This window comes from Knoellia aerolata DSM 18566 (assembly GCF_000768695.1).
Classification (GTDB): domain Bacteria; phylum Actinomycetota; class Actinomycetes; order Actinomycetales; family Dermatophilaceae; genus Knoellia; species Knoellia aerolata.
In genome coordinates this window covers 59541-81823 of sequence record NZ_AVPL01000004.1, presented here as the reverse complement: position 1 = coordinate 81823, position 22283 = coordinate 59541, and the positions used below count along the sequence as shown (strand labels likewise).

The 22283-nt window shown below is 68.7% G+C and carries 17 protein-coding genes and 3 rRNA genes; 1 reads left to right on the top strand and 19 read right to left on the bottom strand.

Features of this window, described 5'->3' with window-relative positions; translation table 11 throughout:
* Positions 1 to 10 precede the first annotated feature (10 nt).
* From recN to tyrS, 11 genes are all read right to left on the bottom strand, one after another.
* Entirely contained in the window at positions 11 to 1714 is a 1704-nt protein-coding gene (recN, locus tag N801_RS03245) for a DNA repair protein RecN (protein WP_035932753.1), read from the bottom strand.
* Positions 1715 to 1723: 9 nt separating this feature from the next.
* Positions 1724 to 2656, bottom strand: a complete 933-nt coding sequence (locus tag N801_RS03240; protein WP_035932751.1) for an NAD kinase — start codon at positions 2654 to 2656, stop codon at positions 1724 to 1726.
* The gene (locus tag N801_RS03235) at positions 2653 to 3390 is read right to left on the bottom strand and encodes a TlyA family RNA methyltransferase (protein WP_245618189.1); all 738 of its coding nucleotides are present in this window, start codon (positions 3388 to 3390) and stop codon (positions 2653 to 2655) included. The genes N801_RS03240 and N801_RS03235 overlap by 4 nt, the downstream gene beginning before the upstream one ends.
* Before the next feature lie 67 nt (positions 3391 to 3457).
* Positions 3458 to 3706: a hypothetical protein gene (locus tag N801_RS03230; RefSeq protein ID WP_035932748.1), complete on the bottom strand. Its 249-nt coding sequence runs from the start codon at positions 3704 to 3706 to the stop codon at positions 3458 to 3460.
* Complete coding sequence (locus tag N801_RS19510; protein ID WP_052112542.1) at positions 3703 to 4623, bottom strand: hypothetical protein; 921 nt, start codon at positions 4621 to 4623, stop codon at positions 3703 to 3705. Before N801_RS19510 ends, N801_RS03230 begins: the two co-directional genes overlap by 4 nt.
* A gap of 77 nt (positions 4624 to 4700) precedes the next feature.
* Positions 4701 to 5609, bottom strand: coding sequence for an HAD-IIA family hydrolase (locus N801_RS03220; RefSeq protein WP_035932746.1), 909 nt, complete (start codon positions 5607 to 5609; stop codon positions 4701 to 4703).
* A complete protein-coding gene (locus N801_RS03215; protein ID WP_245618185.1) occupies positions 5606 to 6370 on the bottom strand; it encodes a tetratricopeptide repeat protein in 765 nt (254 codons plus the stop codon). The genes N801_RS03220 and N801_RS03215 overlap by 4 nt, the downstream gene beginning before the upstream one ends.
* Positions 6371 to 6752: 382 nt before the next feature.
* Positions 6753 to 6869 (bottom strand): 5S ribosomal RNA (gene rrf, locus N801_RS03210).
* 98 nt (positions 6870 to 6967) lie between these two features.
* Positions 6968 to 10081 (bottom strand): 23S ribosomal RNA (locus N801_RS03205).
* Between the two features lie 331 nt (positions 10082 to 10412).
* A 16S ribosomal RNA gene (locus N801_RS03200) occupies positions 10413 to 11936 on the bottom strand.
* The 16S, 23S and 5S rRNA genes sit together here, the layout of an rRNA operon.
* Before the next feature lie 741 nt (positions 11937 to 12677).
* Positions 12678 to 13937, bottom strand: a complete 1260-nt coding sequence (gene tyrS / locus N801_RS03195) for a tyrosine--tRNA ligase (protein ID WP_035932870.1) — start codon at positions 13935 to 13937, stop codon at positions 12678 to 12680.
* A 149-nt stretch (positions 13938 to 14086) separates the two neighbouring features.
* Between tyrS and N801_RS03190 the strand changes: the two genes are divergently transcribed.
* Entirely contained in the window at positions 14087 to 15148 is a 1062-nt protein-coding gene (locus N801_RS03190; protein WP_052112541.1) for an adenosine deaminase, read from the top strand.
* Here the strand turns inward: N801_RS03190 and N801_RS03185 are convergent.
* From N801_RS03185 to N801_RS03150, 8 genes are read right to left on the bottom strand one after another with little or no spacing between them, the layout of a single operon-like run.
* Positions 15105 to 15722, bottom strand: a complete 618-nt coding sequence (locus N801_RS03185; protein ID WP_035932866.1) for a DNA-3-methyladenine glycosylase — start codon at positions 15720 to 15722, stop codon at positions 15105 to 15107. The genes N801_RS03190 and N801_RS03185 overlap by 44 nt on opposite strands.
* Positions 15719 to 17170 (bottom strand): argininosuccinate lyase, encoded by a 1452-nt coding sequence (gene argH, locus N801_RS03180; protein WP_035932744.1) that lies wholly within the window; start codon positions 17168 to 17170, stop codon positions 15719 to 15721. Before argH ends, N801_RS03185 begins: the two co-directional genes overlap by 4 nt.
* The gene (locus N801_RS03175) at positions 17167 to 17670 is read right to left on the bottom strand and encodes an arginine repressor (RefSeq protein ID WP_035932742.1); all 504 of its coding nucleotides are present in this window, start codon (positions 17668 to 17670) and stop codon (positions 17167 to 17169) included. The genes argH and N801_RS03175 overlap by 4 nt, the downstream gene beginning before the upstream one ends.
* Positions 17667 to 18623: an ornithine carbamoyltransferase gene (gene argF, locus N801_RS03170; protein WP_035932740.1), complete on the bottom strand. Its 957-nt coding sequence runs from the start codon at positions 18621 to 18623 to the stop codon at positions 17667 to 17669. Before argF ends, N801_RS03175 begins: the two co-directional genes overlap by 4 nt.
* The gene (locus N801_RS03165) at positions 18620 to 19834 is read right to left on the bottom strand and encodes an acetylornithine transaminase (protein ID WP_035932738.1); all 1215 of its coding nucleotides are present in this window, start codon (positions 19832 to 19834) and stop codon (positions 18620 to 18622) included. Before N801_RS03165 ends, argF begins: the two co-directional genes overlap by 4 nt.
* Complete coding sequence (gene argB, locus N801_RS03160) at positions 19831 to 20715, bottom strand: acetylglutamate kinase (RefSeq protein ID WP_035932737.1); 885 nt, start codon at positions 20713 to 20715, stop codon at positions 19831 to 19833. The genes N801_RS03165 and argB overlap by 4 nt, the downstream gene beginning before the upstream one ends.
* An 11-nt stretch (positions 20716 to 20726) precedes the next feature.
* Positions 20727 to 21878 carry a bifunctional glutamate N-acetyltransferase/amino-acid acetyltransferase ArgJ gene (gene argJ / locus N801_RS03155; RefSeq protein ID WP_035932736.1) on the bottom strand — a complete coding sequence of 384 codons (1152 nt, stop codon included), beginning with the start codon at positions 21876 to 21878 and terminating at the stop codon, positions 20727 to 20729.
* Positions 21875 to 22282: an ACT domain-containing protein gene (locus tag N801_RS03150; RefSeq protein ID WP_035932864.1), complete on the bottom strand. Its 408-nt coding sequence runs from the start codon at positions 22280 to 22282 to the stop codon at positions 21875 to 21877. The genes argJ and N801_RS03150 overlap by 4 nt, the downstream gene beginning before the upstream one ends.
* Between the last annotated feature and the right edge of the window lies 1 nt (position 22283).

The following is a 22283-nucleotide window of genomic DNA, read 5'->3' as shown; positions in this document are numbered from 1 at the left end:
GCGCGGCCGCTCAGGCGTCGATGCTGCGACCGAGGTCCGAGAGCAGGTCCCGCGCGTGCTCGAGGGCGGCCTCGCTCACCGACCCGGCCATCATCCGGGCGAGCTCGGTGACGCGGTCCTCGCCGGTCACCCGGCGCACGCCACTGCGCGTCACGTGGCCGTCGTCGGACTTCGAGACCACGAGGTGGTGGTCGGCGTGCGCTGCCACCTGGGCCAGGTGGGTGACGACGATGACCTGCGCCGACGACGCGAGGGCTGCCAGCCGGGCCCCGACGTCGAGCGCGGCCCGGCCACCGACCCCGGAGTCGACCTCGTCGAAGACGAACGTCGGCACCGACCCGGTGGCCTGTGCGGTGGCGACCTCGATGGCGAGCATCACCCGCGACAGCTCACCACCGGAGGCCACCTTGCTCACGCTGCGTGGCGCGCTGCCGACGTTGGCGGCCAGCCCGATCTCCACGTCGTCGCCGCCGTGGGGACCGAGCCGGGCGGCCGGAGTCACGGCGACGACGACCCGCGCCGACCCCATCGCGAGGTGCGCGAGCTCGTCGCCGATGCGCTCCCCCAGCCGGGAGGCGGCGGCCCGCCGGGCCTCGCCGAGGTCCCCCGCCAGCCGGGTGCGCTCCTCGTCGAGCCTCGTCACGTCCCGCTCGAGGTCGGCGATGCGGCCGTCGTCGCCCTCGAGCTCGAGGACGCGTCGGGACGCGGTGAGCCCCCACGCGATGACGTCGTCGACGGTGTCGCCGTAGCTGCGGGTCAGCTCGCTCAGCTCCGCTCGCCGCTGCTGGACCCAGGTCAGCCGACCGGGGTCGAGGTCGACGTCGGCGACGTAGCCCGAGAGGTCCGAGGCGAGGTCGTTCACGAGGTGGGCCACCTCGGTGAGGCGTCGCTCGAGGTCGGCCAGGGCCGGGTCGTTCGCGCTCACCTGGCCGAGCGCCGCCCGAGCCCGCGCCAGGGCGCCGATGATCCCGTCGTCGGCGTCGCCGGAGGCGTCGTCACCGCCGGCGAGCAGCAGCTGCGCCTCGGACGAGCCCTGCCGCAGCTCCTCGGCGTGGGCGAGGCGCTCGTCCTCCACGCGGAGCGCGGCGTCCTCGCCGGCCTGCGGCGCGGCGGCCTCGATACGCTCGAGGCCGCGGCGGAGCAGGTCCAGCTCCTGGGCCCGTTCGCGGGCCGCGGCACGCAGGGTCTCGAGCGTGGCCACGGCGGTCGCGTGGGCGGCATACGCGCTGGCGTATGCCGTCCGCGCCGCCGACACGGTCTCGGCACCGAAGGCGTCCAGCAGCTCCCGGTGCTCGTCGGGGCGGCGCAGCCGCCACTGGTCGGCCTGCCCGTGGACCGCGACGAGGTGCTCCCCGAGCTCGCCGAGGACACCCACCGGGGCACTGCGGCCGCCGACGTGCGCCCGGGACCGACCCTCGCCGCTGACGGTGCGGACGAGCACGAGCGCACCGTCGACGTCCCCCCCGGCCTCGGTGGCTCGCAGGGTCGCCGGGTGGTCGACGGGGACGTCGAAGACCCCCTCGACGACCGCGCGGTCGGCTCCCTCGCGCACGAGCCCGGAGTCGGACCGCGCCCCGAGGAGCAGGCCGAGACTCGTCACGACCATCGTCTTGCCGGCACCGGTCTCGCCGGTGAGCACGGTGAGGCCCGGGCCGAACTCGATGAGCGACTCGTCGATGATCCCGAGGTCCTGGATCCTGATCTCCTGGAGCACGGCGCGCCGTCAGCCCCGGTCCGCGTCGGCCTCGGCGGCACGGCGGGCCGTGCCGCGCCAGCCGTGGACGGACAGGTCGAACTTCTCGACGAGCCGGTCGGTGAAGGGTGAGCCGGCGAAGCGCGCGAGCCGCACGGGGTCCTCGCTGCGGTGCACCTGGATCCGCGCGCCGGGCGGGAGGTCGACCGCACGGCGCCCGTCGCACCAGACGACGCCGGAGCCCTGGGTCCGGGGCACCACCTCGACGGCGAGCTGGCTGTCGGGGCCGACGACGAGGGGGCGGGCGAAGAGGGCGTGCGCACTGATGGGGACGAGCAGCAGGGCGTCGACGTCGGGCCACACCACCGGCCCCCCGGCCGAGAACGCGTAGGCGGTGGAGCCGGTCGGGGTCGCCATGACGACCCCGTCGCAGCCCCACGTGGACAGGGGACGCCCGTCGATCTCGACGGTGAGCTCGATCATCCGCTCCCGCGAGGCCTTCTCGACGGTGACCTCGTTGAGGGCCCAGCTCTCGAACACCGTCTCGCCGTCGTGGAAGGCCGTGACCTCGAGGGTCATGCGTTCCTCGATGGTGTAGTCGCGGGAGACGATGCGCTCCACGGTGACGTCGAGGTCGTCGCGTTCCACCTCGGCGAGGAAGCCGACGTGGCCGAAGTTCACCCCGAGGAGCGGCACCCCCGACCCGCGGGACAGCTCGGCGGCGCGCAGGATCGACCCGTCCCCGCCGAGGATGCAGACGAGCTCACACCCGTGGGTGGGGTCGTCGGGGTGCGCGGCGAGGAGGTCGGGTTGTCCCTCGAGCGGGGTGCCCCGCATCTCGTGGCCGATGACGGCGACGTGGACGCCGGCGGCGTTGAGACGCCGGACGACGCCGAGCGCGTGGTCGTGGACCTCCGGGCGCGCGGGGTGGACGACGAGCAGGATGCGTCGCGGCTCACTCATGCGCGTCCTTCCCTGGCGAGGTCCCGGACGGCGGCGTGCACCGCGTCCGGGTCCATCGTGCCCGAGACCCCGGACCTCCCCCACAACAGGTACTCGGTGTTGCCCTCACCACCGGTGATGGGGCTGCGGATGAGTCCGTGGAGGCCCAGACCCGCCTCGCCGGCCGCCGTGACGACGCCGGTGAGGGCGCGGCGGCGGTGCCTGGGGTCGGTGACGAGGCCGTTCTTGCTCAGCCGGCCCCGCCCGACCTCGAACTGGGGCTTGACGAGGACGACGACGTCGCCGCCGGCGCGGGTCAGCCCGGCGATCGCCTCGAGGACGAGCGTCAGGGAGATGAAGGACAGGTCGGCGACCACGAGGTCGAAGGTGCCGAGCTCGTCGGCGGTCGCGTCGCGGATCGAGGTGCCGCTGCGCTCGGTCACCCGTGGGTCCTCCCGCAGGCCGGCGACGAGCTGGTCGCGCCCGACGTCCAGCGCGACAACGTGCTCCGCGCCGCGGTGCAGCAGGACCTGGGTGAACCCGCCCGTCGAGGCTCCGACGTCGAGACAGCGCCGTCCGGTCGCCGTCAGGCCGTCCGGCTCCCACTGGGCGAAGGCATGGTCGAGCTTGTGCGCGGCCCGGCCGACCCACCGGGGACCGTCGTCCGCGACGACGAGGTCCGTGTCGGGCCCGACCGGTGCCGCCGCCTTGCGCAGCACCCGTCCCTGCACCGTGACCTGCCCGGCCTCGACCAGCTCCCGCGCCTCACCGCGCGAACGAGCCAGGCCGCGCCGGACGAGCTCGGCGTCGAGCCGAGCGATGTCAGCCGCCCAGGTCGCCGAGACGGCCCTGCAGGGTGCGCTGGACCTGCTCGCCGCGCTCGATCTGCGCGTCGAGGTCGTCCTCGGGCGCTGCCGCGAGGTCGCGCAGGGCGGCGTCGATGACGAGGTCGCCCGTCTCGGGGGCGTCCGAACCGGCTCCCGGAGGGTCGGCGGACCCCCCCGGTGCGTGGGTCGGCGCCGGCACCGCGTCGGCCTCGACCTCCGGCACGGCGTGGGGGTGCTCGCTCACGCGCTGCCCGCCGACGCCGAGCTGCTCGACGGCGTCCCGGCCGACGCCTTCTTCGCGGTCGACGACGTCGTGGGGGTCGAGGTCTTCCTCGCCGGGGACGTGCGGGAGGCCGACGTCTTCGTCGGCGACGCCTTGGTCGCCGACGTCTTCGCGGCGGTGGACGTCTTCGCCGTCGAGGTCGACGAGGCCGTCTTCTTCGCGGAGGAGGCAGCGCCGGTGGACCTCTTCGCCGTCGCCTTCGTGGCCGTCGACTTCCTGGTCGACGACGTCGTGCCCGTCGTCTTTCTGGCCGTCGCCTTGGTGCCCGTGGACTTCTTCGCGGTGGACTTCTTCGCGGTGGACGTCGTGGGCGTCGCCGTCTTCGCCGCAGCCTTCCGAGGCGAGGACGTCGTGGACGTCGCCGTCTTCGCGGGCGTCGACGCCGTCTTCTTCAGGGACGATCGGGCTGGGCGGCGGGTCGGTGTCGCCGTCACCGGCGCCGTGGTCGCGGCGGCGGTGTCGGCCACCGCGTCACCGGCGGCGTCGGCCACCGTGCTCACTCCGGTGGCGGCGGTGCCGACGGTCGCGACCGAACGGCCCGAGAGCGTGCTGGCGAGGTCCTCGACCTGTCCGCGGAGGGAGTGCACGGTCGCGGACACCTGTGACAGCTCCTGCTGCAGGGTGGCGACATCGAGGCGGCCGACGGCCTTGTCGACCTCGGCGCGCACGAGGGCGACGAGGTTGCGGCGGTTGGTGTTGGCGGCGGCGACCAGCTCGTCGGCGAGCTTGCCCGCCTGCTTGGTGACCTTCTTCGGCGAGAGGTCGTTGTTGGTCAGGGCGACGAGCTCGGCTGCTGCGTCCCGGGCAGCGCTCTTGGTCATCTCGCCCAGCCCGGAGGCGAGCTCGACATATCCCTGGATCATCGACCGCTTGGCCATGGTTCCTCCTGTGGTTCGGGGTGGTTGTCGCACACGCTACTCGGCCACGCCCGTCCGCAGCCGGAGCTGCGTGGAGCTCAGTCGGAGAGCGACGCCAGCACCGGTGGCATCGCGCGGCTGATGTCGGCCCCCGCCGGCGCGTCGTCACGGACAGCCCACTCCTCGCGCAGCGCCTTCGCAGCCGGCTCGAGATCCCGCTCGTCGGCCGAGAGCGCCCGCAGGTCGGCCGCGATCCACGTCGGTCGTGCCGCGCGCCGCGCCGTCAGGGCGTCGCGCACGCCGTGCACACCGGTGAGCACGAGCAACGAGTCCATCCCCGCCGCGGTGGCCCCCTCGATGTCGGTCTCGAGGCGGTCGCCGATGGCGAGGATGCGGCTGGGGTCCACCCCGAGCCGCTCGGCGCACAGGAGGTACAGGGGTTCGTCCGGCTTCCCGGCGACGAGCTCGGGTCCGCGCCCGACGGCGGCACCGACCGCGAGGACGAGCGCTCCGTTGCCCGGCGCGAAGCCGGCCGCGGTGGGAAGGGTGTGGTCGGTGTTGGTGGCCAGCCACAGGGCACCGCCCTGCACGGCGTATGCCGCCTGGGCCAGGTCGTCCGCGGTCACCGCGGGGCCGTAGCCCTGCACGACCGCCGCCGGCTGGTCCGCCGCCGAGGTCACCGGCACGAAGCCCTGCTCTCGCAGGGCGTCGGACACCCCGGGTCCTCCGATCGCGAGGACCCGGGCGCCGACGGCCACGTGCCGAGTGAGGACCCACGCCGCCGCCTGGCTGCTCGTGGCCACGGAGGTGTCGTCGACGGCGAGCCCGAGACGTCGCAGGTGGTCGCCCACCTCCGACGGAGGTCGAGAGGCGTTGTTCGTCGCGAACTGGACGGGGAGGCCGGCCGTCGACAGCTCCTCGACCGCGTGCGGGACCGCCGGGTCGCCGCGGTAGACGACGCCGTCGAGGTCGACGATGAGCGCGTCGTACCGGTCGACCAGCCTCACTCGTCGACCTCGTCCTCGTCCTCGTCGGCACCCCCGAGCAGGTCGGTCGGGCTCACGCCGTCGAGCTCCTCGAGCCGCTCCACGGCATCGGTCTCGTACTCCACGTCGGCGTCGGCCGCCCGCTGGAACCACTCGCGGGCCTCGTCGGTCCGGCCGAGCCCGAGCAACGTGTCGGCGTACGCATACGCCAGCCGCGGCTGGTTGTGCTTCTTCAGCTCGGGGATCTGCAGGGCGACCAGGGCCGCGTCGGTCTGGCCGAGGTCTCGCCGGATGCCGCTGATGACGATGGTGAGCTCGACCCGCTCCTCCTTGGGCAACCGCTTCGCCTCCGGGGACTGCGCGAGGTCGAGAGCCCGCTCGTGGCGCCCCAGTCCCCGCTCGCAGTCGACCATGAGCGGGAGAAGGTGGTCCGAGCCGCTGATCCGGCGCACGGTGCGGAACTCCCCGAGAGCCCGAGCGAAGTCACCGGAACGGTAGGCCACCATCCCGAGGGCCTCCCGCGCTGCCGGCACGCGTCCGGCGCGACGGACCGCGGTCTCCGCGTGGGCCATGGCGTTCTCGAGCTCGTCGGCCTCGAGCAGGGCGGCGACCATGACGAGGTGCTTGGCCACCCCGTCGGCGTTCTCCTTGCTCAAGGTCCTCAGCTGCTGGTGGACCGACCGGTCGAGCTCCTTGCCGGTGACCCCGTCCGGGATGCTCGGCTCGGGTCGCCGGCCCGTCTTGGGCACCAGCCGCGGGCCGCCCCTGTCGTCCCGGTCCACTCCTCCACGCGCGGGACGGCCACCGTCCCGCCCGCGGTCGTCGCGGGAGTCGCCGCGCCGGTCGTCCCGGGAGCCGGCTCGACCGCGGTCGGGAGCACCCGAGCTGCGCGGGGGACGGCCACTGGCCTCGCGACCGCGGGAGCCGCCCTCACGACCGGGGCCATCACGACGGGAGTCGTCCCGTCCGCCCGCGCGTCGTGGTCCGCGATTCTCGTCAGTCATCGGAAGCCTCCAGGGGCCGTCGGGGCGGCGCGGGGCGCCACCGGAGCACACACAGTCTAGGACGACCGCGCTCGTGCGCGTCCGTCATGAATTCCGACCGAGAAAGGGGCCGGAAATGAGAAATGGCCCGCCGAATCGGCGGGCCATTTCTGGAAAGTATGTCCGGCTGCGTCCTACTCTCCCACACCGTCACCAGTGCAGTACCATCGGCGCTGAAGGGCTTAGCTTCCGGGTTCGGAATGGAGCCGGGCGTTTCCCCTTCGCTATGACAGCCGAAACTCTATGGAGATGTCAATCGGGTTCACCACTCGGAGGTGGGAACAGCCGACCGTATCTCGGGAACTGCACAGTGGACGCGAAGCATTCTTTTTAATGTGTATCAAGTTATCGGCTTATTAGTACCAGTCAGCTACATGCATTGCTGCACTTCCACGTCTGGCCTATCAACCCAGTAGTCTAGCTGGGAGCCTCTCGGGGTAAACCCCATGGAAATCTCATCTTGAAGCGTGCTTCCCGCTTAGATGCTTTCAGCGGTTATCACTTCCGAACGTAGCTAATCAGCGGTGCTCTTGGCAGAACAACTGACACACCAGAGGTTCGTCCATCCCGGTCCTCTCGTACTAGGGACAGCCCTTCTCAAATTTCCTACGCGCACAGCGGATAGGGACCGAACTGTCTCACGACGTTCTAAACCCAGCTCGCGTACCGCTTTAATGGGCGAACAGCCCAACCCTTGGGAGAGACTCCACCCCCAGGATGCGACGAGCCGACATCGAGGTGCCAAACCATGCCGTCGATATGGACTCTTGGGCAAGATCAGCCTGTTATCCCCGGGGTACCTTTTATCCGTTGAGCGACGCCGCTTCCACAAGCCAGCGCCGGGTCACTAGTTCCGACTTTCGTCCCTGCTCGACATGCCTGTCTCGCAGTCAAGCTCCCTTGTGCACTTACACTCAAAACCTGATTACCAACCAGGCTGAGGGAACCTTTGAGCGCCTCCGTTACCTTTTAGGAGGCAACCGCCCCAGTTAAACTACCCACCAGGCAATGTCCCTGATCCGGATCACGGACCTAGGTTAGATATCCAGAACGACCAGAGTGGTATTTCAACGTTGACTCCACACACACTGGCGTGCATGCTTCACAGTCTCCCACCTATCCTACACAAGCCGTACCGAACACCAATACCAAGCTATAGTAAAGGTCCCGGGGTCTTTCCGTCCTGCTGCGCGTAACGAGCATCTTTACTCGTAGTGCAATTTCGCCGAGTTCATGGTTGAGACAGTGGAGAAGTCGTTACGCCATTCGTGCAGGTCGGAACTTACCCGACAAGGAATTTCGCTACCTTAGGATGGTTATAGTTACCACCGCCGTTTACTGGGGCTTAAATTCTGAGCTTCGACCCTAAGATCTAACCCGTCCTCTTAACCTTCCAGCACCGGGCAGGCGTCAGTCCGTATACATCGTCTTGCGACTTAGCACGGACCTGTGTTTTTAGTAAACAGTCGCTTCTCCCTGGTCTCTGCGGCCGTTCTCCCTAGTGAGCTAGTCACTTCAGGATCCGGGCCCCCCTTCTCCCGAAGTTACGGGGGTATTTTGCCGAGTTCCTTAACCATGATTCACTCGATCGCCTTGGTATTCTCTACCTAACCACCTGAGTCGGTTTGGGGTACGGGCGGCTCGAACCTCGCTAGAAGATTTTCTTGGCAGCATAGGATCACCCTGCTTCCCGCATTCGCGGTCACTATCAGGTCTCAGGATATGTGTGAGACGGATTTGCCTATCTCACTCCCTACACCCTTGGACGTGGACTACCATCGCCACGCGGAGGCTACCTTCCTGCGTCTCTCCATCGCTTGACTACTACCAAATCGGGTCGTGCGCTCCGCTCGAATCTGTCCGAAGACGTCATCGAGTTTCAGGCACTTAGCATCAAAAGGTTCGTCATGGGCGGTTCTTCGCCGGTTCCGGAATATCAACCGGATGTCCATCGACTACGCCTGTCGGCCTCGCCTTAGGTCCCGACTTACCCAGGGCAGATTAGCTTGACCCTGGAACCCTTGGTTATTCGGCGGACGGGTTTCTCGCCCGTCATTCGCTACTCATGCCTGCATTCTCACTCGTGTGGCCTCCACGGCTGGATCACTCCGCCGCTTCCCTGGCCACACGACGCTCCCCTACCCATCAACACGCTTGGATCGTGAACCCGCAGGTATCACAACCGGGCAAAGTGTCAATGCCACAGCTTCGGTGGTGTGCTTGAGCCCCGCTACATTGTCGGCGCGGAATCACTTGACCAGTGAGCTATTACGCACTCTTTAAAGGGTGGCTGCTTCTAAGCCAACCTCCTGGTTGTCACTGCAACTCCACATCCTTTTCCACTTAGCACACGCTTTGGGACCTTAGATGGTGGTCTGGGCTGTTTCCCTCTCGACTACGGAGCTTATCCCCCGCAGTCTCACTGCCACGCTCTCACTTACCGGCATTCGGAGTTTGGCTAACGTCAGTAACCTGGTGAGGCCCATTAGCTATCCAGTAGCTCTACCTCCGGTAAGAAACACGTGACGCTGCACCTAAATGCATTTCGGGGAGAACCAGCTATCACGGAGTTTGATTGGCCTTTCACCCCTACCCACAGCTCATCCCCTCAGTTTTCAACCTAAGTGGGTTCGGTCCTCCACGACGTCTTACCGTCGCTTCAACCTGGCCATGGGTAGATCACTCCGCTTCGGGTCTAGACCCAGCGACTCATTCGCCCTATTCGGACTCGCTTTCGCTACGGCTTCCCCACACGGGTTAACCTCGCCACTGAGCACTAACTCGCAGGCTCATTCTTCAAAAGGCACGCTGTCACCCCACAAGGAGGCTCCAACGGATTGTAGGCACACGGTTTCAGGATCTATTTCACTCCCCTCCCGGGGTACTTTTCACCTTTCCCTCACGGTACTTGTCCGCTATCGGTCACCAGGGAATATTTAGGCTTAGCGGGTGGTCCCGCCAGATTCATACGGGATTTCTCGGGCCCCGTATTACTTGGGATGACTCTCTGGAGTTCGCGTCATTTCGTCTACGGGGGTCGCACCCTCTGTGCCGGGCCTTTCAATGCCCTTCGACTATAACGCGAATTTTTGACTCCATGCCAGGATGTCAGTCCTGACTGAGAGGTCCCACGACCCCGACCATGCAACGCCTGACAGCTATCACACATGATCGGTTTAGCCTCATCCGCTTTCTCTCGCCAATACTCACGGAATCGCGGTTGCTTTCTCTTCCTGTGGGTACTGAGATGTTTCACTTCCCCACGTTCCCTCTACCTGCCCTATATATTCAGGCAGGAGTGACTGGACTTGCCTCCAGCCGGGTTTCCCCATTCGGAAATCCACGGATCATAGTCTGGTTATCGACTCCCCGTGGCTTATCGCAGATTCCTACGTCCTTCTTCGGTTCCTGGTGCCAAGGCATCCACCGTGCGCCCTTAAAAACTTGAGCCACAAAGATGCTCGCGTCCACTGTGTAGTTCTCAACATACGGGCGGCCCTTCACCAGGCTTGGCGCCTCCCGAGATGACTCGGTGGTTCGCCATGGTGAAGGTCCTGACCGGATACCGGCCTTCAGGTCGAGCTTTCGCCCGAGCCCTCAGGACCCAACAACGTGTCAGGCGCCGGCTCCCCCACAGACGCTTTCCGTCCTCCGAAGAGGTGTACTTGCGTGTTGCGAGAGTTCGCGGCGCCAAATAATCGATGTTCCACCCTTGAGCACCTGCTGTCGAACGTACGCCGACAGACCAGGCTCTGGACGCTTGCGCGCCAGTGCTCCTTAGAAAGGAGGTGATCCAGCCGCACCTTCCGGTACGGCTACCTTGTTACGACTTAGTCCCAATCGCCAGTCCCACCTTCGACGGCTCCCTCCACAAGGGTTGGGCCACCGGCTTCGGGTGTTACCGACTTTCGTGACTTGACGGGCGGTGTGTACAAGGCCCGGGAACGTATTCACCGCAGCGTTGCTGATCTGCGATTACTAGCGACTCCAACTTCATGGGGTCGAGTTGCAGACCCCAATCCGAACTGAGACCGGTTTTTTGGGATTCGCTCCACCTTGCGGTTTCGCAGCCCTTTGTACCGGCCATTGTAGCATGTGTGAAGCCCAAGACATAAGGGGCATGATGATTTGACCTCATCCCCACCTTCCTCCGAGTTGACCCCGGCAGTCTCCTATGAGTCCCCGCCATTACGCGCTGGCAACATAGAACGAGGGTTGCGCTCGTTGCGGGACTTAACCCAACATCTCACGACACGAGCTGACGACAACCATGCACCACCTGTATACCGACCTTGCGGGGCACCTGTCTCCAGATGTTTCCGGTATATGTCAAGCCTTGGTAAGGTTCTTCGCGTTGCATCGAATTAATCCACATGCTCCGCCGCTTGTGCGGGCCCCCGTCAATTCCTTTGAGTTTTAGCCTTGCGGCCGTACTCCCCAGGCGGGGAACTTAATGCGTTAGCTGCGGCACGGACCTCGTGGAATGAGACCCACACCTAGTTCCCAACGTTTACGGCATGGACTACCAGGGTATCTAATCCTGTTCGCTCCCCATGCTTTCGCTTCTCAGCGTCAGTAATGGCCCAGAGACCTGCCTTCGCCATCGGTGTTCCTCCTGATATCTGCGCATTTCACCGCTACACCAGGAATTCCAGTCTCCCCTACCACACTCTAGTCTGCCCGTACCCACTGCAAGTCCGGGGTTGAGCCCCGGATTTTCACAGCAGACGCGACAAACCGCCTACAAGCTCTTTACGCCCAATAATTCCGGACAACGCTCGCACCCTACGTATTACCGCGGCTGCTGGCACGTAGTTAGCCGGTGCTTCTTCTGCAGGTACCGTCACTTTCGCTTCTTCCCTGCTGAAAGAGGTTTACAACCCGAAGGCCGTCATCCCTCACGCGGCGTCGCTGCATCAGGCTTTCGCCCATTGTGCAATATTCCCCACTGCTGCCTCCCGTAGGAGTCTGGGCCGTGTCTCAGTCCCAGTGTGGCCGATCGCCCTCTCAGGCCGGCTACCCGTCATTGCCTTGGTGAGCCGTTACCTCACCAACAAGCTGATAGGCCGCGAGTCCATCCCAGACCGAAAAACTTTCCAGACGGTAGTCATGCGACTCCGTCTCATATCCGGTATTAGACGCCGTTTCCAGCGCTTATTCCAGAGTCTGGGGCAGGTTACTCACGTGTTACTCACCCGTTCGCCACTGCTCACTCGAGAGCAAGCTCTCGAGATCACCGTTCGACTTGCATGTGTTAAGCACGCCGCCAGCGTTCGTCCTGAGCCAGGATCAAACTCTCCGTTGATGTTCAGCGCCCGATCCCGAAGGACCGGACAAAACTAAACCCGATGAAGGGTTGTCACACTGGCTGAGCAAGAACAACTAGCTATTGCTAGATGATCATTGTCAACCAAAGGATTTTCGTTCGAGAGTGATCGCTCCCCGACCTGAGGCCGGCTCGCCACCACCTCGAGACGAGGTAATTGGCATCGATTTTTGACACGCTGTTGAGTTCTCAAGGTTCGGACGCGCACCATCACCCGACTCGGTGAGTCGTGATCCGGGGCAACTGTTCAAACTTACCCGCGTCCATGCTTGGGCGTCAAATCCGTGATCCGCTCGCTGAGCGGGCCGGTCATGATCGCGCTTGGATCTTGGCGGGCTCCCACCGTAGCAGCCTCTCGGCGGCCGTTCCACACCGGCGTCTCGCGCTGGTGTGGCCTGGTGGGCGGTGCCACTGTAACTGCCTTTCGGCGCTACTCCAACTTCGCGTCTCCGCAGCTGTCGGTGTGGACTTTCCCAACCGTAACACCCTCTGGGCGTTGCTCCGTCCGCGGCGTTTCCGTCGTGTCTGGCTGTTGGGGTCTGCCCCGGGACCGGCCTACTTCGTGCGAGGCGCTGGGCCTCACGCGGTGGTGTCCGTTCCTCCCTGTCGGGCTGACGTCGAGAACATTAGAGGACGTTCTCCGCAGAACACAAATCGGCCCTGCCCTCGCGTGGTGCTGGAGCGCCCATACCTTCGCGATTCCGTTGCGACACAACGGTTCTAGGCCTTGCGACCCGCCGCCATGGACTTGCGCCCGCGCCTGAGGATGGCCACGGAGCCGTGCAGGAAGTGCTCGTCACCGAGCGTGAGCTCGGGATCGGTGACCTTCTTGCCGTTGACCGAGGCCCCGCCGTCACCGATCGCACGCCGTGCCGCGTTGCGGGAGTCCACGAGTCCCACGGCCACGAGCGCGTCGGTCATCGTCATCCCCGGGGACACCTCTCCCCCGGGCAGCTCGGCGGTCGCGTCCCGCAACGTCGCGGCGTCGAGGGCGGCGAGGTCGCCCTTGCCGAACAGGGCCTCGGAGGCCGCCTGGACCGACGCCGTCGCCGCGGGCCCGTGGACCAGGGTCGTGACGTCGGCGGCGAGGGTGCGCTGGGCCGCCCTGCGGAAGGGCTCCTCCGTCACCTGTCGCTCGAGCTCGGCGACCTCCTCGTGCGTCCGGTCGGTGAAGATCTTCAGCAGCTTGACCACGGAGGCGTCCTCGACGTTGACCCAGTACTGGTAGAAGGCGTAGGGGCTGGTCATGTCGGCGGAGAGCCAGACGGCGTTGCCCTCGCTCTTGCCGAACTTGTTGCCCGCGGCGTCGGTGACCAGGGGGGTCGTGAGCAGGTGCACCGACTCGCCCTCGACCTTGTGGATGAGGTCGGAGCCGGCGGTGAGGTTGCCCCACTGGTCCTGCCCCCCGGTCTGGAGCGTGCATCCGTGCGAGCGGTAGAGCTCGAGGAAGTCGAGCCCCTGGAGGATCTGGTAGCTGAACTCCGTGTACGAGATCCCCTCGTCCGAGGCGAGCCGGGCCGCGACCGCCTCCTTCCTCACCATCTGGTTGACGCGGAAGTGCTTGCCGATGTCGCGCAGGAAGTCCAGCGCCGACATGGGCTCGGTCCAGTCGAGGTTGTTGACCATCACCGCGGCGTTGTCCCCCCCGAACTCGAGGAAGGGCTGCACCTGCTCCTGGATGCGCCCCACCCACTCGGCCGTCTGCTCCTTGGTCTTGAGCACCCGCTCCGAGCTCGGCCGCGGGTCGCCGATGAGGCCGGTGGACCCTCCGACGAGACAGATGACGCGGTGGCCGGCCCGCTGCAGGTGCCGCAGAACCACGAGCTGGACGAGGTTGCCGAAGTGCAGGGACGGTGCCGTCGGGTCGAAGCCGCAGTAGGCCGTGACCTGCCCCCCGGTCAGGGCGTCCCGCAGGGCGCTCTCGTCCGTGGTCTGGGCCACGAGGCCGCGCCACTGCAGTTCCGCGAGGATGTCGTTCACGAGCGCCAGCCTGCCACGGGCGTCGCAGTGGACGACCACGCGCGTCGCGGGGTGGTCGTCGAACACCCCGGTGTAGCCACCGCGCACCTCCCCCACGCCAGGGTTGGCGGGCGCCACCGGGTCGCTCTCCGGCTGAGAGACTGCCGGCCATGACCGATGAGGCAGCAGACACGCACGGCAGGCACACGGCATACGCGGGGTTCATCTCCGGCTTGCCCAAGGCGGAGCTGCACGTGCACCACGTCGGGTCGGCGCGGCCCGAGACGGTGGCACGGCTGGCGGAGCGTCACCCGGACTCCGGTGTGCCGCACGGGATCGAGGCGCTCCGCGACTTCTACAGGTTCTCCGACTTCGCCCACTTCATCGACGTCTACCTCGCCGTCGTCTCGCTCCTTCGCACCCCGGAAGACCTCCACCTGCTCACGTACGAGGTGGCGGAAGGTCTGGCGGCGCAACGAGTCCGCTATGCCGAGCTGACGATGACGCCGTTCACCAGCGTGCGGGCCGGCATCCCGATCGAGGCCTACACCGAGGCGATCGAGGACGCCCGGCGCATGGCGGAGCGGGACCACGGCATCGTCCTGCGCTGGATCTACGACATCCCCGGTGAGGCAGGTCTGGAGTCGGCCGACGCGACGCTGGGCTACGCGCTCGAGCACGGACCGAGCGCACTCGTCGGCTTCGGCCTCGGGGGTCCCGAGGTGCCGCGGCGACAGTTCGCCCCGCACTTCGACCGTGCCCGGGCGGCCGGCCTGCGATCCCTGCCCCACGCGGGCGAGTCGACCGACGCCCAGTCGGTGTGGGACGCCCTCGACGCCCTGGGCGCCGAACGCATCGGCCACGGGATCCGGGCCGTGGACGACCCCGCCCTCGTCGAGCGACTCGTCGCCGAGCGCATCCCGCTCGAGGTGTGCCCGACGTCGAACGTCGCCACCCGCTGCGTCGCGGACCTGGCCGAGCACCCGATCCGGGCGCTGCGCGACGCCGGTGTCGTCGTCACGGTCAACAGCGACGACCCCCCGATGTTCGGCACCACCCTGGGGCGGGAGTACGCCATCGCCGCCGACCTGCTCGACCTGGACGAGGACGGGCTGGCCGACCTCGCCCGCACCGCGGTCGACGTGAGCTGTGCGCCGGACGACGTGAAGCGGCGCGTGCGTGACGAGATCAGGACGTACGTCGACGGGCGACCGCCGGCCGGTAGGCGCTGACCGTCGGCTCCGCGTCGAGCCAGAACCGGAAGGGGTATGCCGTCCCGTCGCCACCGGGACCGCTGACGCCGACCCTCGGCCCGGTGCGGACCGCGTCCGGACGGACCGGCTCCACGGGAGGAGCGAAGGTCACCGCAGCCCCCGGAGCGCAGACGTCCGCTCCGTCGTGGGACCGGTCGACCCCCAGCGTGCTGGTGAGCCGCGCGGGGCCCCGGGCCCAGTCGCGTTCGCGCACCCGGGCCCGCCGCAGGGCGGCGACGTCGTGGCCGGCGACCACCTCACCGGCCCGGAGCAGCACGGCCTGCGCCTCGCCCTCGTCGCCGCAGACGACGTTGGCGCACCAGTGCATGCCGTAGCTGAAGTAGACGTAGAGGTGCCCGGCCTCGCCGAACATCACCTCGGTCCGCGGGGTCCGGCCACGGAAGGCGTGCGACCCGGGGTCGGTCCCCTCGCCGGTGTAGGCCTCCACCTCGGTCAGCCGGACGGTCACGCCTGCATGGGTGACCAGGCACCCGAGCAGCTCCGGCGCCACGACCGGTGCCGGACGCGCGAAGAACGACCGCGGCAGGGTCACCGCGTGACGGGAGGGGCCGCGGTCCACGCGCGGGCGTCCGAGGCGACGTCGGAGGCGCGCTGCAGCTGCTCCGCGACCCGCACCGGAGCGGTGCCGCCCTTGGCGTCCCGCGACGCGAGGGACCCCTCGACCGTGAGGACCTCGCGCACCGCGGGGGTCAGGTGCCCCGAGATGGCCGCGAGGTCGTCGTCGGAGAGGTCCCACAGCTCGATGCCGCGGGACTCGCACACCTGCACGCACTCCCCCGCGACCTCGTGCGCGACCCGGAACGGCACCCCCTCACGGACGAGCCACTCGGCGATGTCGGTGGCGAGCGAGAAGCCCTGTGGTGCGAGCGCCGCCAGGCGGTCGGCGTCGAACACCAGCGTCTCCACCATCCCGCTGAACGCCGGCAGCAGGACCTCGAGCGTGTCGATCGAGTCGAACACCGGCTCCTTGTCCTCCTGCAGGTCGCGGTTGTAGGCGAGCGGCAGCCCCTTGAGGGTCGTGAGGAGCCCGGTGAGGTTGCCGACGAGCCGGCCGGCCTTGCCGCGTGCGAGCTCGGCGACGTCGGGGTTCTTCTTCTGCGGCATGATGCTCGACCCGGTCGAGTACGAGTCGTCGAGCGTGACGAAGCCGAACTCCTTGGTCGCCCAGAGGATGACCTCCTCGGCGAGGCGTGACAGGTCGACCGCGACCATCGCGGTGACGAACGCGAACTCGGCGACGACGTCTCGGGCCGCGGTGCCGTCGATGGAGTTGTCGACGGAGCCCGCGAAGCCGAGGTCGGCGGCCACGGCCTCGGGGTCGAGGCCGAGCGAGCTGCCGGCCAGGGCGCCCGACCCGTAGGGGCTGAGCGCGGCACGCCGGTCCCAGTCACGGAGCCGGTCGACGTCGCGCAGGAGCGGCCACGCGTGGGCGAGCAGGTGGTGGGCCAGCAGGACGGGCTGCGCGTGCTGGAGGTGCGTGCGTCCGGGCATCGCCACGGCCGGGTGCCGCTGGGCCTGCGACATGAGGGCGTCGACGACGTCGAGCACCAGCCCGCCGACGGTGCGTGCGTGCTCGCGAAGGTACATGCGGACGAGGGTGGCGACCTGGTCGTTGCGGGAGCGTCCGGCACGGAGCCGGCCGCCGACGTCGGACCCGGCCCGCTCGATGAGGCCTCGTTCGAGCGCGGTGTGCACGTCCTCGTCGTCCGGGGCCGGCCGGAAGGCGCCCGACTCGACGTCGGCCGCCAGGGTCTCGAGCCCGGCCAGCATCGCCGACAGGTCGTCGTCGCCGAGCAGCCCGGCCGCGTGCAGGACCCGGGCGTGGGCGCGGGAACCGGCGATGTCGTGCAGGGCGAGCCGCCAGTCGAAGTGCGTCGAGCGGGAGAGCTCGGCCAGGGCGTCGGCGGGGCCCCCGGAGAAGCGCCCGCCCCACAGGCTGAGGCGCCCCTGGTCCGGCGCGGTCGAACCCGAGTCGCTCACACGTTCTCCTTGCGGGTGTAGGCCATGAGGCGCGCGGCCACCGTGCGGGAGGTCGAGGCACTCGTCGTGATCACCATGATCGTGTCATCCCCGGCGATCGTGCCGACGACGCCTCGCACGCTCGTGTGGTCGATGGCCGAGGCGAGGAAGTTCGCGGCCCCCGGTGGTGTCCGGAGGACGACGAGGTTGGCGGATACGTCGGCCGACACGAGGAGCTCGTGGCACCGCTGGGCGAGCCGGCTCGTGGTCTCCTGCCCGTCCGGCGCCACGCGCACGGTGCGGTCACCGCCCTCGCCCGGCACGGCATACACGAGGCTCTTGCCGACACGCACCTTCTCCGCGCCGACGTCGACGAGGTCGCGGGACAGGGTCGCCTGGGTGACGTCGATGCCGTCGGCCGCGAGGATGCCGAGGAGCTCGGTCTGCGACCGGACGGCGCGGCTGGAGAGGATCGAGACGATGCGCTGCTGTCGGGCGGTGCGGCTGGAGGAGATCGTCATCGGCGGTCACCGCCGGACTTCTCGACGAGCCACGACAGCACCGCCTTCTGGGCGTGCAGCCGGTTCTCGGACTCGTCCCACACGACCGACTGGGGCCCGTCGATGACCGAGGCGTCGACCTCGAAGCCGCGGTACGCCGGCAGGCAGTGCAGGAAGATCGCGTCCGACGCGGCCAGGGCCATCAGCTCGGCGCTCACCGCGTAGCGGGCGAACGGGCTGGTCGACCCCTGCCGCGACTCCTTCTCCTTCTCGAACCCCATGGAGACCCACGTGTCCGTCGCGACGACGTCCACGCCCGCCACGGCCTCGGCCGGGTCCTCGACGATCGTCACCGACCCGCCGGTCTCGGCGGCGAGCGCCCGGGCCCGGGCGAGCACCGACGGGTGCGGCTGGTAGGTCGCCGGCGTCCCGATGCGCACGTGCAGGCCCGACATCGCCATGCCGAGCAGGTAGCTGTGGCTCATGTTGTTGGCCCCGTCGCCGACGTAGGCGAAGCTCAGCCCGGCGAGCCGCCCCTTGTGCTCCTTGATGGTGAGGAGGTCGGCGAGGATCTGGCACGGGTGGAACTCGTCGGTGAGGGCGTTGACGACCGGCACGCTGGAGTGCGCGGCCATCTCCTCGATGCGCTCCTGGCCGTAGGTGCGCCACACGATCGCGGTGGCCTCCCGGGTCAGCACGCGCGCGACGTCGGCGATCGACTCGCGCACCCCGACCTGGGCGAGCTTGCCGTCGATGACGAGGGGGAACCCTCCGAGGTGGGCGATGGCCGCCGCGAACGAGACCTGCGTGCGCAGGGTCTGCTTGTCGAACAGGACGGCGACGACCTGCGGACCCTCCAGGGTGCGGTCGCTGAACGGCCGCGACTTGATGGCGGCGGCGCGGTCGAGGATCTCGGCCTGCTCCTGCGGCGAGATGTCGTCGTCCCGGAGGAAGTGGCGGACGGTCGTGGTCATGGTGCCGACTCCTTGGTGGTGGCGATGAGCGAGGGCAGTGCGGTGACGAAGAGGTCGAGCTCGTCACGGGTGATGGTGAGCGGGGGGACGAGCCGGAGCGCGTCGGGGGCCACGGGGTTGACGAGGAAACCGGCGTCCCGCGCCGCGGCGGTGACTCCGGCGGCGAGGTCGGAACGCAGCACGATGGCCCGCAGCAGTCCCCGTCCACGGACGCCGGCCACGTCGGGGTGCTCGAGCGCGGTCACCGCGTCGACGAGGTGCTCGCCGGTGCGGGTCACGTGGTCCAGCAGGCCGTCGGCCTCGATGGTGGCCAGCACGCTCAGCGCCGCCGCCGCCACGAGCGGGTTGCCGCCGAACGTCGAGCCGTGCTGCCCGGCGGTGAGGAGCCCGGTGACGGCCGGGCCGAAGGTCACGAGTGCCCCGATGGGCAGCCCACCGCCGAGGCCCTTGGCGAGGGTCATCGCGTCGGGGACGATGCCGCTCGCCGTGTGCCCGAACCAGTCGCCGGTACGGCCGACGCCGGACTGGACCTCGTCGATGACGAGCAGCGCGCCCGCGGCGGTGGTGATCTCGCGGGCGGCACGCAGGTATGCCGGGTCCGCGACGACCACGCCCGCCTCACCCTGGACCGGCTCGAGGACGACCGCGGCGGTCGAGCCCGTCACGGCGGCGCGCAGGGCGTCGACGTCGTTGAAGGGGACATGGCTCACGTGCTCGATGAGCGGCGCGAAGGGCGTGCGGTAGGCCGGCTTGTGCGTGAGGGCCAGGGCCCCCGTGGTGCGTCCGTGGAAGGCGCCCTCGGCGGCGACGATGCCGGTGCGACCAGTGCGCCGCGACAGCTTGATCGCGGCCTCGATGGCCTCGGCCCCCGAGTTCGCGAAGAACACTCCGGATCCCTCCGGTGCGGCGGCGATCGCGAGGACGCGCTCGGCGAGCTCGACCTGGACCCGGGAGGTGAAGAAGTTGGAGATGTGCGCCATCTCGCCGACCTGCTTCGACACCGCGGCGACGAGAGCGGGGTGGTTGTGACCGAGGGCGTTGACGGCGATGCCGCCGACGAGGTCGAGGTACCGCTTGCCGTCGACGTCCCAGACCCAGGCACCGTCGCCGCGCTCGAGGACGAGCTGCGGGGTCCCGAAGACCGTGATGAGGGAGTGCTCGTAGCGGTCGAGCAGCTCCTGCGACCGTGACGTGCGGGCCGGGGTGCTCATGTGTCCTCCTCGATCAGCGTGCCGATGCCCTCGGAGGTGAAGACCTCGAGGAGCAGGGCGTGGGGTTCGCGGCCGTCGATGACGTGCGCCTGCGGCACGCCGTTCTCGACGGCCCGGATGCAGGCCTCGAGCTTGGGGATCATGCCGCTGTCCACCGTGCGGAGGAGCTCGCGGGCGCGGCTGAGGGGCAGGGTCGAGAGGAGCGACGTCCGGTCCGGCCAGTCGGCGTACACGCCCTCGACGTCGGTGAGGACGACGAGCTTGCGTGCCCCGAGCGCCGCCGCCAGGGCCGCCGCGGCCGTGTCGGCGTTGACGTTGAGGACCTGGCCCTCGTGGTCGAGGTCGGGTGCCACCGTGGACACGACGGGGATCCGGCCGGCGTCGAGGAGGTCGACGACCGACTGCGTGTTGACGGTGACGACGTCGCCCACCAGTCCGAGGTCCTCCTCCACGCCGTCGACGACGACACCGCGACGACGGGCGCCGAAGAGCGCGCCGTCCTCGCCCGACAGGCCGACGGCGATCGGACCGTGCTGGTTGAGCAGGCCGACGAGCTCGCGACCGACCTGCCCGGTGAGCACCATCCGCACCACGTCCATGACCTCGGGTGTCGTGACGCGCAGGCCGCCCTTGAACTCGCTGGCGAGACCGAGCCGGTCGAGCATCGCCTGGATCTGCGGACCGCCGCCGTGCACGACGACGGGGCGCAGGCCGGCATACCGGAGGAAGGCGATGTCCTGCGCGAAGGCGAGCTTGAGGTCGTCGTCGACCATGGCGTTCCCGCCGTACTTGACGACGACGAGCGCCCCGCGGAACCGCTCCAGCCACGGCAGTGCCTCGACGAGGGTCGTCGCCTTCGCCCGGTGGCCGTCGTGGGTCATCGCTGGCTCCTTCACGAGCTGTACGCGGAGTTCTCGTGGACGTAGTCGTGGGTGAGGTCGTTGGTCCACACCGTCGCCGTGGCGGTGCCGGCGTGGAGGTCGACGACGACGCGGACCTCGCGCGGGGTGAGGTCGACGAGCGACCGGTCGTCGCCGACCGTCGCCGCGCGGCAGACCTGGACGCCGTTGATCTCGACGTCGAGCAGGGCCGGGTCGAACGCGGCGGTCGTCGTGCCGACGGCGGCGAGCACCCGACCCCAGTTGGGGTCGGCACCGAAGATGGCCGCCTTGAACAGGTTGCTCCGGGTGACCGAGCGGGCCACCTCGACGGCGTCCGCCTCGGTCGCGGCCGACCGCACCTCGACGGCGATCTCGTGGCTCGCGCCCTCGGCGTCGGCCACGAGCTGCCGCGAGAGGTCCCCGCACACCCGGGTGAGCGCTGCCGTGAGGGCGACGGGCTCGACTCGCACTCCCGACGCGCCGGAGGCCAGCAGGACGACGGTGTCGTTCGTCGACATGCAGCCGTCCGAGTCGACGCGGTCGAAGGTCGTCGCCGTGGCCGCACGCAGCGCGGCGTCGAGGTCGGCGGCGTCGGCGACCGCGTCGGTCGTGAGCACGCACAGCATCGTCGCCAGCCCGGGAGCGAGCATGCCCGCGCCCTTGGCCATGCCACCCACGGTCCACCCGTCACCCGTGACCACGGCCTCCTTGGGCACGGAGTCGGTCGTCATGATGGCGCGGGCGGCGGCCTGGCCGGCCTCGGCCGACAGCCCTGCGGCGGTCAGCCGGATGCCGGCCTCGATGCGGTCCATCGGCAGGTACTCCCCGATGAGCCCGGTGGAGCACACGACGACGTCCGTGGCGCTGACGCCCAGGGTGGCGGCCACGAGCTCGGCGGTGCGGTGGGCGTCCTGGAACCCGCGCGCGCCGGTGCATGCGTTGGCGCCGCCGGAGTTGAGGAAGACGGCGTCGGCCCGACCGTCCGAGACGACCTGCCGCGACCAGGTGACCGGGGCCGCCTCGACCCGGTTGCTCGTGAACACGGCGGCGACATGGCGGTCGGGGCCGTCGTTGGTCACCAGGGCGACGTCGCTGGCGCCCGAAACCTTGAGACCCGCCGTGGCACCAGCTGCTCGAAAGCCCTGTGCCGCAGTGACACTCATGACCCGCTCCGCCCGGTGAGGACGGTCGGGGTGATGATGAGACCTGCCTTGCGCCACACGGCCTCCGCGACGGCGATCCCGCCCTCCGGCACGAGGATCCAGTCGGTGTCGTAGGTCGAGAGGGCGAGGACGCTGATGCCGGCGGGGACGAGCGGGGTGAGGATCTCTGCCATGACACCGACGGCGTCGAAGGCGAGGGGGCCGGCGACCTCGACGGCGCGGAACGGGCCCTCGGTGAGGACACCCGCGGGCACGACGTCCTCGAGGCACACGACGGAGGTCTCCTGGGGTGACCGGCTCAGGGAGGCGAAGGGGCCTGGCGTCCAGTCCCAGTCGGGCTCGGCGCCGGCGTCGAGCCGCGCGACGACGAGCGCCTCCGGGTGGGTCATGAGGTGCAGTGGCATG

Bases quoted from the DNA above. Each gene is read 5' to 3' on its own strand.
- N801_RS03240 (WP_035932751.1), bottom strand. From the start codon at position 2,656: ATGAGTGAGCCGCGACGCATCCTGCTCGTCGTCCACCCCGCGCGCCCG.
- N801_RS19510 (WP_052112542.1), bottom strand. From the start codon at position 4,623: ATGGCCAAGCGGTCGATGATCCAGGGATATGTCGAGCTCGCCTCCGGG.
- N801_RS03190 (WP_052112541.1), top strand. From the start codon at position 14,087: ATGACCGATGAGGCAGCAGACACGCACGGCAGGCACACGGCATACGCG.
- N801_RS03175 (WP_035932742.1), bottom strand. From the start codon at position 17,670: ATGACGATCTCCTCCAGCCGCACCGCCCGACAGCAGCGCATCGTCTCG.
- argF (WP_035932740.1), bottom strand. From the start codon at position 18,623: ATGACCACGACCGTCCGCCACTTCCTCCGGGACGACGACATCTCGCCG.
- N801_RS03165 (WP_035932738.1), bottom strand. From the start codon at position 19,834: ATGAGCACCCCGGCCCGCACGTCACGGTCGCAGGAGCTGCTCGACCGC.
- argB (WP_035932737.1), bottom strand. From the start codon at position 20,715: ATGACCCACGACGGCCACCGGGCGAAGGCGACGACCCTCGTCGAGGCA.
- argJ (WP_035932736.1), bottom strand. From the start codon at position 21,878: ATGAGTGTCACTGCGGCACAGGGCTTTCGAGCAGCTGGTGCCACGGCG.
- N801_RS03150 (WP_035932864.1), bottom strand. From the start codon at position 22,282: ATGCCACTGCACCTCATGACCCACCCGGAGGCGCTCGTCGTCGCGCGG.